Consider the following 12,778-nt stretch of genomic DNA (forward strand, 5'->3'; position numbering starts at 1 on the left):
ACATCAGCTCCATAGCGTCTCAACCAACGGTGCCGCCGGCCGGGGCCGGGCGCAGTCCGGGCTGCCCGGCGGCCGGCTCCGCGCCGGCTCGGCGGATCGGGGTGAAGAGGGCGCCGATCGCGACCAACAGGCACCCCGCGCCCGCCGCGAGCGTCACCGCCGGAGCACCGTAGCGGCCGGCGGCCCAGGTCAGCACGACGGCGCCGGCCGGACCGAGGGCGTAGTGCGTGCTCCAGAACGCCGACGTGACCCGGCCCAGCAGGTGATCGGGGGTGATCTCCTGGCGCAGGGACATCGAACAGATCCCGCCGACGCTGAGACAGCACAGGTACACAGCGGTCAGCGTGGTGACGGCGGGCACTGTGCTGGCGATGCCGACCCCCGCCACGGCGAAACCGCAGATCGCGTGCGCGCCGATCCAGGTGGGGCCGAAGCCGCGACGGCGGCGCAGCGGCGCCACCAGCAGCGCGCCGGCGACAGTGCCCAACGCCGCCAGGCCGAGCACCGTACCGACGGTGCCCTCGGAGCCACCGAGGTCGTGCGTGACGTGATAGATCAGCACGTCGACGAAGCCGTAGGTGAGGAAGATGAAGACCGACAGCAGGACGGTCAGCGCGCGCAGCACGGGCTGTCGCCACAGGAACCGCGCCCCGGCCAGGAACTCGGCCAGCGGACGTTGCCGGGCCAGCCCCTCGTCCGTCCGGACGGGGCGCAGTCGGATCAGCCACAGGCCGGCCGCCGAGAGCGCGAAGCTCGCCGCGTTGACGGCGATGGCGGTGGCCGGGCCGAAGCGCGCCGCCACCACACCGGCGAGCAGCGGCCCGAGGACGGCCGCCGCCGCGTACGTCGCCTGCAACCGGCCGTTGGCCTCGGTGATCCGGTCGGAGGCCACGAGGTTGCGGACCGCGGTCACCGCGGCGACCTGGAACAGCATGCCGGCCGCCTCGCAGATGGGCAGCACGACGAAGAGCAGCCAGACCTGCGGGCCGGCGAGCCACGCCAGTGGCACCAGGGCGTAGAGCACCAGCCGGGTCAGATCCGCCACGATCATCAGGGTGCGGCGGTCGTACCTGTCGACCAGCACCCCACCGAAGATCCCGGCGACGACGGACGCCGCGCCCGCGACGGCGGTGAGCAGGCCCATCCGCGCCACCGACCCGGTCGCCTGGAGCACCAGCAGCGGCACCGCCAGGTAGGCGAACGAGTCGCCGGCCGCCGAGAGCGACTGGGCGACCCAGTACGTGCCGAAGGTCCGGTCGCGCCAGAGCGGAGCCCGACCAGCGGCGGTGGATCGGCTCATCGCGCCAAGGTTAGTGAACGCGCCCCTCCGACGTTGGCCGTGGATTGCTGCCATCAGCGCGCCGGTGGCAGCTCTCGCTGGATCTGCTCGCCGGCGCAGAGCGTGCCTGAACGCCCGGAAACGGCCGTGGGATCGCCCACGGCCGTTTCCGAAAGGCGCGAAACACTCAGCCCTTGCGCAGCGGAGCGAGCGCCGTGCTCCAGGCGACCACCTGGTCGAGCGTGGTGGTCAGCGAGTCCTGGTGGAACTGGTTGGGCGTGAAGACGCTGAAGTTCTCGAAGTCGGTGAAGAGCGACAGCGCGACCTGCGAGCGCACGTCGGCCATCTGGAGCTCACCGGAGATCAGGCGCAGGTGCTCCACGGCGCGCGTCCCGCCGACCGAGCCGTAGCTGACGAAGCCGACGGCCTTGTTGTTCCACTCGGCGTAGAGGAAGTCGATCGCGTTCTTCAGGGCGCCCGAGGTCGAGTGGTTGTACTCGGGGGTGACGATGACGAACCCGTCGAACGATGCGATCGTCTCGGCCCACCGCTTGGTGTGCGGCTGGCTGTACTGGCCCATGGAGGGCGGGTACGCCTCGTCGAGGTGCGGCAGTTGGTAGTCGAGCAGGTCGATCAGCTCGTATTCCGCGTCGGAGCGCTGCTTGGCGATCTCCAGCACCCAGCGGGCGACGGCCTCGCCGTTACGCCCCGGGCGGGTGCTTCCGAGGATGATCCCGATCCTGGTCATGTGTGGCGCCTTTCAGAGGTCCTTGCCTGGCGACGGGAACGCTAACCGGCGCTTGATTGGTCAAGCAAATATGCGACCTATGGGCGTGATCACACGGAGGGTGAGCACTTGCTCAGTCAAACAAGTATGATAAGAGGATGTCCAACCCCTCTGCGGCGACTCCGCAACCCCTCACCCCAGATGAGGAATCCCTGGTCCGCGCCCTGGGCCAGGTGATGCACGTCCTGCCCCGCGCGATCGACGCGGACATGGTCGGTGACCGTCAGCTACCGCTCACCGAGTACACCGCGCTGATGAACCTCTCCGAGACACCGGAGCGGCGGATGCGCATGAACGAGCTCGCCGCGCTCTGCCACCTCTCGCTGAGCGGCATGACCCGCACGATCATCCGGCTGGAGACGCAGGGCCTGGTCCGGCGGGAACGGTGCGAGGAGGACGCGCGCGGCTGGAACGCCGTCCTCACCGACGCGGGCTACGCCCGCCTGCAGGAAGCCTGGCCCAGTCACCTGGCCGCCGTACGCCGCCGGTTCCTCCAGCACTTCGAGGGCTTCGACCTCGCCCAGTTGGCCCGCGCGTTCCAGCGGGCCGGCACGGCAGAGCCGACCGACTGAGCCGACGCCGGCCCGGTCGGTCGCTCGCCCATCCGGTCTCAGCCGAGCAGCCGGCCCTCGGCCACCAGCGCCCACGCCAGCAACCCGAAGGCGCCGGTCGACGCGACGGCGCGGACCACGTTGCCGCGTACCCAGGTGATCTCGAAGCGCGCCCGCAGCGCCGCGAGGTCGGTGGCGTCGTCGACGTCGCCGGCGCGGGCCAGCACGTTGTTGAGCGGCACGTTGACCACGGCGGTGACGCCGAGCACCACCAGGTACAGCAGTAGCCCGGCGACGATCCACGGCAGCACCGCCCGACGCTCGGCCCCCAGGTGCAGCGCCGCCGCCAGCAGCGTGAACAGCAGCGCGCCGCCGAAGCACACAGCGAACCACCCGTTGAGGATCGACTCGTTGATCCGCCGCATGGCGAGCACCAACGTCCGGTCGTCGGTGCGGGCCAGACCCGGCATGACCGCGTACGCGAAGGCGGCGAACAGCCCGGCGGTCAGGCCGGTGGTGAGGGTGGCGGCGAACAGGCTGGCGGTACTCAGAACTCCCATCCGCCTATTGCACCCGTTGGCGTGCGCGCCGACCAAACGCGATAGCGGTCACCGGGCCGGAGCGTGGGCGGCGAGCGGGTTGGTGAGGGTGCCGACGAACTGGAGCGCCGCCGACGGGTCGGCCAGGTCGATCATTTGCTGGTTGTTGCGCAGTTGCAGCCGGTTGAGGCAGGACAGCGTGAACTCCGGGGCGAACAGGTCGTAGTGGCGGACCCGCTCGGCCAGGTGCGGCACCCGGTCGAAGTAGTCGGCGGCGCAGGCCGCGACAGTGCGCCAGAAGTCGTCCTCGGCGAGCACGCCGGCCTCGACCAGGACGGCGTTGAGGTGCCGCAGGAAGCAGTCCACCACGTCGGTGAAAATGGTCAGCAGCTTGGTGTCGTCGGGCACCTCGACGCGGATCCGCTCCACCGCCGCCGGCAGCTCGACCTTGTCGCTCATCACCGCGATCTCCTCGGCGATGTCCTTGAAGATCACCCGCTGGACGGTGTCCTGCTCGTCGAGGACCAGGATGACGTTCTCGCCATGCGGCATGAAGGCGAGGTCGTGGGCGTAGAAGCTGTGCAGCAGCGGGGTCAGGTAGGCGTCCAGGTAGCGACGCAGCCACACCTCGGGCGCCAGGCCGGACCGGGCGATCAGCGCCGCCGCCAGTGAGCCGCCCTCGTCGTCGACGTGCAGCAGCGCGGCCATGGTGGACAGTCGCTGCCCCGGCGCCAACTCGGGCACCGGGCTCTCCCGCCAGAGGGCGGCCAACATCTTGCGGTACGGGGAGGTGCGCTCGGTCGCCGCCTCGTACTGCCGGTGCCGGTAACCCACAGCGGCCCGCTCCCGGATGACGGTCAGGCCGGTGCCGGTCAGCACCTCGTCGGCGACGATCAGCTCGGCCAGCCAGTCGTTGATCGCCGGGGTGGCCTCCATGTACGCGGCCGACAGCCCCCGCATGAAGCCCATGTTCAGCACCGACAGCGCGGTCTTGACGTAGTGCCGACCCGGCTGGCTGACGTTGAAGAAGGTGCGGATGGACTGCTGGGCGAGGTACACGTCCGGCCCGGGGCCGAGATGCACCAGTCGCCGCTCGGCCAACTCCCCGGCGAAGGTGACCGCCAGCTTGTTCCACCACTGCCACGGGTGCGCCGGGATCAGGTGGTAGTCGGCGAGGTCCAGCCCGAGATCGGCCATCGTGGCCGCGAACCGGGCCCGGGTATCGGCGTCCAGCTCGCTCTCGATGAGCGTGTCGTAGTCGAGGTCGGCGGCGCTGCTGAACGTCGAGTGGTCCCGGTGCGCGGCCAGCCACTCCAGCCGCACCGGCGCGGCGGCCTCCGGGGCGTACCGGTGGTACTCGTCGACGCCGAAGCCGAGCCGGCCGTTGTTCGCCACGAAGCAGGGATGGCCCTCGGTCATCGAGGTCTCGATGGTCTGGAAGTCCGCCTCGGCCAGCTCGGCGGCGCTCGGCGCGGCCTGGGCCAGCTTGTACGCCGTACCCGCCAGCGTCGAGGTGATCTCCTCCAGGTAGACCGGGAGCACCCGCGCGGAGAGCCCGAGGGTGTCGCGCAGCTCGACGATGAAGTCCACCGCGTCCGGGGCCAGCGAGGTGCCGTCGCGGTGTCGGGTGATGCTGTCCGCGTCGATCTGCCAGTGCGCCAGGGCGAGCACCCGTGCCGCGAACCGGTAGGTGACGGTGCCGTCGTCGCTGCGGACCTCGTACCACTGCCGGTCGTCGGGGCCGGCCACGGTCTCCGGGCCGAGCAGCCGCTCGTGGGTGAACTCGGCGAGCGCCTTGCGGACCAGCAGCCGGTTGGCCCGGGCCCAGCGCTGCGGGGTGAGGTGCCCGACCGGGTCGCCGGAGGCGTTGTGCGCGGTGGCGACGGGCGGGTGGGTGGGGACGGCGGTGGTGGTCACGCCGGGGCTCCTTCGGTTCGGGTGGCAACGGCGCGGTCGGCGGTGGCGCGGTCGGCAGCGGCCTGGAACTGGGCTCGGGTACAGACGCTGAGCAGCGCGTCCTTCTCGGGCTTGGCGATCGGGCCGACGACGGTGAAGCCGACGGCGGCGTTCAGCGCGTGCACGGCGGTGTTGCGCACGTCCGGTTCGACGACCACGCGCCTGGTCGTCGGGTCGTCGAAGAGCCACGCCATGACGGTGCCGATCACCGCCCGGGTGAAGCCGTGCACTGGTGCGTCGACCGGCGCGCAGAGGAAGTGCATGCCCACGTCACCGGGCTGGTGGTCGTACAGGCCGACCAGCTCGACGTGGGCCGGGTCGTAGCGCTCCGCGAGGAAGGCGGGACTCCCCCGCCACAGGCCGAGGAACGCGTCGTGGTGCGGGTGCTCGGCGATGCGCCGGTACTCCTCGGTCACCTGGGCCAGGTCGGCGTCCTGCATCATCCAGAACGCCGCCTTCGGGTGGGTCACCCAGGCGTGCAGCAGCGCCGCGTCGGCGTCCGGATCGAGCGGCCGCAGCGCGAACTCACCGAGCCCGTCGTCGACGTGGGTGAAGACGGTGGTCACGACGACACCCCGAACTGCTGGAAGGTGATGCTCTTCTCGATCGGGTAGTGCTCCCGGCCGAGCAGCTCGCTGATGATCCAGGAGTTGCGGTAGGCACCCATGCCCAGATCCGGTGAGGTGATGCTGTGCGTGTGGGTGCCCGCGTTCTGCAGGAAGATGCCCCGCCCGCTGTGGTCGATGCTGTAGTTGCGGGCCACGTCGAAGCGGCCGTGCGCGTCCCAGCGGATCCGGTCTGACACCGGCGTGAGGAACTCCGGCACCCGGTAGTGGTAGCCGGTGGCCAGCACCAACCCCTCCGTACGCAGGGCGAAGTCGCGCTCCTGCTCCACCTGACGCAACCCCAGCGTGTACTGCCCGTCCTGGTGCTCGGCACTAACCAGCTCGGTGTTGGTGAGCAGGCGGGTGTTCACCGGCCCGTCCACGCTGTGCGCGTAGAGCAGGTCGAAGATGTCGTTGATCAGGTCGGCGTTGATCCCCTTGAACAGGCCCTTCTGCTCGGACTCCAGCCGGTAGCGGGTCGCCTCGGGCAGCGCGTGGAAGTAGTCCACGTAGTCCGGTGAGGTCATCTCCAGCGTCAGCTTGGTGTATTCGAGGGGGAAGAACCGCGGCGACCGGGTCACCCAGTTGAGCTGGTAGCCGTACCGGTCGATGTCGCCGAGCAGGTCGTGGTAGATCTCGGCGGCGCTCTGCCCGCTGCCCACCACTGTGATGCTGTGCTTGGTGCGCAGCGCCGAGCGGTGCTCCAGGTAGTGGGAGTTGTGCACGGCGTCGCCGGGCAGGTCGGCCACGGCCGGGGGCAGGTGCGGCGGGGTGCCGGTGCCGAGCACCAAATGCCGGGCCCGGTACTCCACGGTCTCCCCCGTGCCGGTGCTGGCCCGCACCACGTACCGCTCGTCGGCGGCGTCGTACTCCACAGTGGTCACGCTCTGACCGAAGCGCAGGTTCGGCAGTTTCGCCGCCGCCCACCGGCAGTACGCGTCGTACTCGCTGCGCAGTGGGTAGAAGCTCTCCCGGATGTAGAACGGGTAGAGCCGGCCGATCTCCTTGAGGTAGTTGAGGAAGGAGTACGGCGACGTCGGGTCGGCGAGGCTGACCAGGTCGGCGATGAACGGGGTCTGCAACCGGGCCGACTCCAGCAGCATGCCGGGGTGCCAGGCGAGGCTCGGCCGGGCCTCCAGGAACACCCCGTCGAGTTCGTCGATCGGCGCGGTGAGGCAGGCCAGGCCCAGGTTGTACGGGCCCAACCCGATGGCGATGAAGTCGTGGGTGGACATCGGGGTCTCCAGGCGCGGGTTCGTGGTCACCGGCGTCAGCCGACGGGGCAGGCTCATCGGCGTCAGCCGACGGTGCAGGTCAGGTCGGCGTCGACGTGGTCGTGCACGTACCGGCCGGCGTGGGTGGCGATCAGGTCGAGGACGTACCCGACGTCGTCGACTGTGGTTTCCGGGTTGAGCAGCGTGAACTTCAGGAAATGCCGGCCGTCCACCCGGGTCCCGGCGACCACGGCGAGACCGGACGCCGCGAGGGCCTCCCGGGCGTGCAGGTTGGCGGCGTCGGCCAACTCCCGGCCTGGGCCGGTGGGCAGGTAGCGGAACACCACGGTGCTCAGCTCCGAGCGCGTCACCACCTCGAAGCGCGGGTCCTCGCTGACCAGTCGCCAGGCGTCCGCGGCCCGATCGACGACCTCGTCGAAGAGCCCGCCGAGCGCGTCCGGGCCCATCACCCGCAGGGTGAGCCAGAGCTTCAGCGCGTCGAAACGGCGGGTGGTCTGCAAGCTCTTGTCGACCTGGTTGGGGATGCGCTGCTCCACCATCCGGGCCGGGTTGAGGTAGTCGGCGTGGTAGGTGACGTGCCGCAGCGTCCGCCGGTCGCGGACCAGCAGCGCGCTGGAGCTGACCGGCTGGAAGAACGACTTGTGGAAGTCCACGGTCACCGAGTCGGCCCGCTCGATGCCGTCGAGCAGGTGCCGGCGCGTCGGCGAGACGAGCAGACCGCAGCCGTACGCGGCGTCGACGTGCAGCCACACGCCGGCTGCCGCGCAGATCCCGGCCAGGTCCGTGAGCGGGTCGATCGAGCCGAAGTCGGTGGTGCCGGCGGTGCCGACGACGGCCATCACCACCAGCCCGGCCTGCCGGCACCGGGCGATCTCCTCGCGGACGGCGGCCGGCCGGATCCGTCGCCGGGCGTCGGTGGGAACCGCGATCACCGCGTCCGGGGCGAGGCCGAGCAGTTTGGCCGACTTCTGCACGCTGAAGTGACCGGCGGCGGAGGTGAGCACGCGCAACCGGGGCAGCAGTTCGGCGCGCTCTGCCGGGCCGATGGCGTCGACGCACGCCTCCTCCCGGGCCAGCAGCAGCGCCTGCAGGTTGGACTGGCTGCCGCCGCTGGTGAAGATGCCGTCGGCGCGGGGGCCGAGACCGATCCGCTCGGCCGTCCAGTCGATCAGCCGGCGCTCGATGAGGGTGGCCCCGGCGCTCTGGTCCCAGGTGTCCAGTGAGGAGTTCACGGCGGTGAGCACCGCCTCACCGAGCAGTGCCGGGATGGCCACCGGGCAGTTGAGGTGGGCCAGGTAGCGGGGATGGTGGAACCAGACGGCGTCGCGCAGGTAGACGTTCTCCAGCTCGTCGAGGGCAGCGCCGGCGTCGCCGAGCGGACGGTCCAGGTCGACCCGGTCGACCACTGGGGCCAGCTCGGCCGGCGTGATTCCGGTGCCGGGACGGTCCACTGTGGCCACCCGACGGGCGACCCGGTCGACGCCGTCGGCGATCGTCCGGCGGTACTGCTCGACCGAGCCGCCGTGCAGCAGCTGGGCCCGCGCGGCGGTTGACGCCGGTGGCGGCGTGGTGGTCTCGACGGGGTACGTCGGCACGGTCACGGAATGTCCTTCCACGTTCTCGACGAGGGGCAGCCGGAACCCTCCCCGGCGCGGCGGTGCGCCTCGGGGCAGTGCTGCCGATCGGTTGGGGTCGTCAGTCAGGCGGAGGCGCCGGCCAGCGCCTCGGCTCGCAGGTCCTCTTCGGACAGTCCGTGTCGCCAGTAGCCGGCGAAGGTCACCCTCCGGCGGTCGAAGCCGCGCTCGTCGACGAGGTGCCGGCGCAGCGCCCGCACGACGCCGGACTCGCCGGCGATCCAGGCGTACGGGGTGCCGCCGGTGGGGAGCCGGGCGGCGCGAACGGAGCTGACCAGCAGGTCACTGCCGGGCGGTGTGCTGCCCCGCACGATCCACCTGATCTCGGCGTCGGCAGCGGTGGGCAGGTCGGTGATGTCCGCGGCGTCGGGCACCTCGATCCAGGCGCGCACCCGGGTGCCGGCGGGCAGCCAGGCCAGGATACCCTCGGTGGCCGGCAGCGCGGTCTCGTCGGCGGCGAGCAGCACGAGGTCCGTGCCGTCCGGCGGGCGGAAGCAGACGCTGCGGTTGTCGGGCACCGCCGGGCCCAGCAGCAACACCCGGTCGCCGGGGCCGGCCAGGGCCGCCCAGCGGGAGGCGGGGCCGGTGTCACCGTGGCTGACGAAGTCGATGTCGACAGCGGTGTCGGCCGGGCGGTGCTCCCGGATGGTGTACGAGCGCAGCACCGCGCGCACGTCCGCCGGCAGTGCCCGCCAGCCGCCGAACCAGTCCTCGCCCTGCTCGACCGGGACCACCGGGGCGTCCTGCCCGGGATGCGGCAGGAACAGCGAGACGCTCTGGTCCCGGCCGCCGCCGGCGAAGTCGGCCAGCTCCGCGCCACCGAAGGTGACCCGGATCAGCGAGGCGCCGACCCGGTGGGTGCGGACGACGTGCGCGGCGTAGAAGCGGTACTGCGAGGCGATCGGTGCGGCGGCGCTCGTACTCATGGCGTCAGCTGACCTTCTTCGCGTTCCGGATGGCGGTGGCGAGGTTCTCCAGCAGCGGCGCGGAGCCGGCGTACGAGAAGCGGGGTACCGCGTCCCACGGGCTCACCTGGTTGGCCTTGACCGCCGGCAGTTGCTGCCAGGTCGGCTTGGCGGTGAGGTCCTTGGCCTGCAAGGCGGTGCTGCGGTTGTCCAGCAGGATCAGGTCGGCCGGGAACTTGCCGGCGCTCTCCCAGCTCAGCGCCTCGAAGTAGTCGCCGGCTTCGAGCTTGGTGGGGACCACGATGTCGACGCCCAGCTCGGCGAAGTACATCAGGTCGGTGCTGACCTTCGGGTTGGAGACGTAGAAGAGGTCGGGGCTGCCGGAGCAGGCCATCACCTTGATCCCGGGGTTGGCCTTGACCGCCTGCCGGACCGCCTCGGCGGCGGCGGCGAAGCGGGCCTTTGCGTCGGTGACCTTCTTCGCGGACAGGTCCGCGCCGAGCGACTCGGCCAGCGCCGCGTACCGCTCGATGGGCTTGGTCATCGGCACCCGGGCGGTGGTGATCGCCACACTGGGCGCCAGCGGGAGGATCTTGGCCTTGCTCTCGTCCGGCACGTACCAGAGCGCGTCGGGGTCGTACATGTGGGTGACCAGCAGTTCGGGGCGCAGCGCCGCGTACTTCTCCAGGCTGAACTCGCCCCACACGTTGCCGAGGATCTCGACGCCCTCGACGTTCAGGTCGCCGGCCTGCGGCTCGGCCGTGCCGTCGGCGCGCTTGGTCTCACCGAACACGCCCACGAGCTGCTTGTCGAGACCGAAATCGATCAGGGCCGCCGCCACGCCGGTGAAGGCCACCACGCGGGTCGGACGGGCCGGCGCCTCGACCTTCGTGCTGCGGTCGTCGGTGAACGACCAGGGACCGCTTCCGTTGCCGGCGGCGGGTTTCGCGGCGTCGTCCTTGCCACAGGCGGCGAGCAGGGTGGCCAGGGTGGCAGCGCCACCGGCGGCCAGCAGGCCACGGCGGGAGAGGCGGCGGGCGGACAGGGCATCGGGCATGGTGTTGTCTTTCGATCAAGGGTTGGCCGGGGTCGACCAGGGCAGCGGGGTTAGGTTAGCCTAACCTCGGTCATTGTCAACAGCGGTACGCCGTGTCGCCACCACCCCGGAGCCCACACTGGACGCCACACCCACCGTCACCCGACCGGCACCGACCGTGCCGGCCAGGCAAACGGCAGCACCCCCGAGCCGGCGTGGCCGCCGGGCGGCCCGCGCCGCCGGCCTGGTCACCGCCGTGGCACTGCTCGCGGTGATCGTGGTGCTCAGCATCGCGGTCGGCGCGAAGGCCATGCCGCTCGCCGACGTCTGGTCCGGGTTGCTGCACCGCGACGCCACCGAGTACGCCGTGGTGCACCGGATGCGCCTGCCCCGCACCCTGCTCGGGCTGCTCGCCGGCACCGCCCTCGGTGTGGCCGGTGCGGTCATGCAGGCCCTCACCCGCAACCCACTCGCCGACCCCGGGCTGCTCGGCATCAACGCCGGCGCGTCCGCGGCCGTCGCCACCGCCGCCGCGTTCCTGGGCGTCACCGCCGTCGGCGGGTACGTCTGGTTCGCGCTGCTCGGCGCGGCGGCGGTGACCGCGCTCGTCTACGCCGTCGGCGGCGGACGCGGCGCCACCCCGGCCCGACTCGCGCTGGCCGGAGCGGCGCTCAACGCCACCCTCTACTCCTACGTGAGCGCGGTGATGCTGCTGGACACCGCGTCGCTGGAGCGGCTGCGTTTCTGGACGGTCGGCTCACTGGCCAGCGCGGACTCCGCGACAGTCACCCGGGTGCTGCCGTTCATCCTCATCGGGTTGCTGGTCGCGCTCGGTGCCGCCCGACCGCTGAACGCGCTGGCGCTCGGCGACGACGCGGCGCGAGCCCTGGGCGCTCGACCCGCGCTGATCCGCGCCGCCGTGATCGTCGCCGTCACCCTGCTCTGCGGCGCGGCGACCGCCGCGTGCGGCCCGATCGTCTTCGTCGGGCTGCTGGTGCCGCACCTGGTCCGCGCCCTGACCGGCCCGGACCTGCGCTGGCTGCTGCCGTACTGCGCGGTGCTCTCGCCCGCGTTGCTGCTCGGCGCAGACGTGCTCGGCCGGGTGCTGGGCCGCCCCGGTGAACTCCAGGTCGGCATGGTGACCGCAGTGCTGGGCGGTCCGCTCTTCCTGTGGCTGGTCACCCGCCGACCGGTGGCTCAGCCGTGACTGTTCTGCGTACCTCATGGGGGTTGTCGCTGCGGTTCCGGCCCCGCGCGTTGGGCGTCGGGGCCGGCGCGGCGGTGCTCGCGGCCGGGTTCGGTCTGGTGGCCCTGGGCAGTGGTGACTACCCGATGGGGCCGGCGGACGTGCTGCGCACGTTGACCGGCGGTGGCACCGTGGCGGAGCAGTTCATCGTGCTCGAGCTGCGCCTGCCCCGGCTGGTCACCGCCCTGTTGGTCGGTGCGGCGTTGGCTCTCGCCGGCACGGTGTTCCAGTCGCTGGTCCGCAACCCGTTGGGCAGCCCGGACATCCTGGGCTTCACCCAGGGCGCGTCGACCGGGGCGCTGGTGGTGGTCGTCCTCGGTGGCAGCAGCCTGGCGTTGGCCGGCGCGGCGGTCGTCGGTGGTCTCGGCACCGGTCTGGTGATCTACGCGCTCGCCTGGCGGCGCGGGGTGCACGGCTTCCGGCTCATCCTGGTCGGTATCGGGGTGTCCGCGATCCTGACCGGTGTCAACGGCTACCTGCTGACCCGGGCGCCCCTGATGGAAGCCGCCCGCGCGGTCCTCTGGCTCACCGGCAGCCTGGACGGGCGAGGCTGGGCCAACGCCGGGCCGCTGCTCGCCGTCCTGGTCGTGTTGGCGCCGCTGGTGCTCGTCGGCTGCGCCCCGGCGCTGCGGATGATGGAGTTGGGCGACGACGCGGCCAGCGCCCTGGGCGTGCCGGTACGCCGGCTGCGGCTGGTGCTGCTCGCTGCCGCCGTGCTGTTGGTCTCGTTCGCGGCGGCCGCCGCCGGGCCGGTGTCGTTCGTGGCGCTCGTCGCCCCGCACGTGGCGAAACGACTGACCCGGGCCCCGGGTCCGAACCTGCTGCCGTCGATGGCCGTCGGCGCGGCGCTGCTGGTCGGGGCCGACCTGGTTGCGCAGCGCGCGTTCGCCGGGCACCAACTCCCGGTCGGCGTGGTGACCGGCGTGATCGGCGGCGGTTACCTGGTCTGGCTGCTGGCGATGGAACGTCGGGCGGGCCGGCTGTGAACACCCGTGACGCCCTCGA

12 protein-coding genes are annotated in these 12,778 nt (G+C 71.7%); 3 read left to right on the forward strand and 9 right to left on the reverse strand.

Translation table 11 applies throughout. The features are described 5' to 3' along the window. Window positions 1-19: 19 nt before the first annotated feature. Both ABZ794_RS27910 and ABZ794_RS27915 read right to left on the reverse strand, forming a co-directional pair. The gene (locus ABZ794_RS27910; RefSeq protein ID WP_357518336.1) at window positions 20-1,300 is read right to left on the reverse strand and encodes an MFS transporter; all 1,281 of its coding nucleotides are present in this window, start codon (window positions 1,298-1,300) and stop codon (window positions 20-22) included. Window positions 1,301-1,466: 166 nt separating this feature from the next. Then, window positions 1,467-2,027: an NAD(P)H-dependent oxidoreductase gene (locus ABZ794_RS27915; RefSeq protein WP_238688736.1), complete on the reverse strand. Its 561-nt coding sequence runs from the start codon at window positions 2,025-2,027 to the stop codon at window positions 1,467-1,469. 137 nt (window positions 2,028-2,164) lie between these two features. Here ABZ794_RS27915 and ABZ794_RS27920 point away from each other — a divergent pair, with 137 nt between their 5' ends. Then, window positions 2,165-2,638, forward strand: a complete 474-nt coding sequence (locus ABZ794_RS27920) for a MarR family transcriptional regulator (RefSeq protein WP_210782216.1) — start codon at window positions 2,165-2,167, stop codon at window positions 2,636-2,638. Window positions 2,639-2,676: 38 nt separating this feature from the next. On the opposite strand, the gene ABZ794_RS27925 is transcribed toward ABZ794_RS27920, so the two are convergent. The 7 genes from ABZ794_RS27925 to ABZ794_RS27955 all read right to left on the reverse strand — a co-directional run bounded on the left by ABZ794_RS27925 (window position 2,677) and on the right by ABZ794_RS27955 (window position 10,548). Beyond that, on the reverse strand, window positions 2,677-3,177 hold the full coding sequence (locus ABZ794_RS27925; protein ID WP_357518339.1) for an anthrone oxygenase family protein: 501 nt from the start codon (window positions 3,175-3,177) through the stop codon (window positions 2,677-2,679). 48 nt (window positions 3,178-3,225) lie between these two features. Beyond that, entirely contained in the window at window positions 3,226-5,073 is a 1,848-nt protein-coding gene (locus tag ABZ794_RS27930; RefSeq protein WP_357518341.1) for an IucA/IucC family siderophore biosynthesis protein, read from the reverse strand. Continuing rightward, window positions 5,070-5,678, reverse strand: coding sequence for a GNAT family N-acetyltransferase (locus ABZ794_RS27935; protein ID WP_357518343.1), 609 nt, complete (start codon window positions 5,676-5,678; stop codon window positions 5,070-5,072). Before ABZ794_RS27935 ends, ABZ794_RS27930 begins: the two co-directional genes overlap by 4 nt. Beyond that, window positions 5,675-6,952 carry a SidA/IucD/PvdA family monooxygenase gene (locus ABZ794_RS27940; protein ID WP_238688816.1) on the reverse strand — a complete coding sequence of 426 codons (1,278 nt, stop codon included), beginning with the start codon at window positions 6,950-6,952 and terminating at the stop codon, window positions 5,675-5,677. The genes ABZ794_RS27935 and ABZ794_RS27940 overlap by 4 nt, the downstream gene beginning before the upstream one ends. Window positions 6,953-7,014: 62 nt before the next feature. Next, window positions 7,015-8,553, reverse strand: a complete 1,539-nt coding sequence (locus tag ABZ794_RS27945) for an aspartate aminotransferase family protein (RefSeq protein ID WP_357518345.1) — start codon at window positions 8,551-8,553, stop codon at window positions 7,015-7,017. A 98-nt stretch (window positions 8,554-8,651) separates the two neighbouring features. Continuing rightward, the gene (locus ABZ794_RS27950; protein WP_357518347.1) at window positions 8,652-9,512 is read right to left on the reverse strand and encodes a siderophore-interacting protein; all 861 of its coding nucleotides are present in this window, start codon (window positions 9,510-9,512) and stop codon (window positions 8,652-8,654) included. A 4-nt stretch (window positions 9,513-9,516) separates the two neighbouring features. Then, window positions 9,517-10,548, reverse strand: coding sequence for an ABC transporter substrate-binding protein (locus ABZ794_RS27955; protein WP_357518349.1), 1,032 nt, complete (start codon window positions 10,546-10,548; stop codon window positions 9,517-9,519). Window positions 10,549-10,705: 157 nt separating this feature from the next. Here ABZ794_RS27955 and ABZ794_RS27960 point away from each other — a divergent pair, with 157 nt between their 5' ends. Further along, window positions 10,706-11,734: an iron chelate uptake ABC transporter family permease subunit gene (locus ABZ794_RS27960; RefSeq protein ID WP_238688815.1), complete on the forward strand. Its 1,029-nt coding sequence runs from the start codon at window positions 10,706-10,708 to the stop codon at window positions 11,732-11,734. Continuing rightward, window positions 11,731-12,759 carry an iron chelate uptake ABC transporter family permease subunit gene (locus tag ABZ794_RS27965; protein ID WP_355585376.1) on the forward strand — a complete coding sequence of 343 codons (1,029 nt, stop codon included), beginning with the start codon at window positions 11,731-11,733 and terminating at the stop codon, window positions 12,757-12,759. Before ABZ794_RS27960 ends, ABZ794_RS27965 begins: the two co-directional genes overlap by 4 nt. The last annotated feature ends 19 nt before the right edge of the window (window positions 12,760-12,778 follow it).

The organism is Micromonospora sp. NPDC047187 (genome assembly GCF_040643355.1).
GTDB classification, from domain to species: Bacteria; Actinomycetota; Actinomycetes; order Mycobacteriales; family Micromonosporaceae; genus Micromonospora; species Micromonospora salmantinae.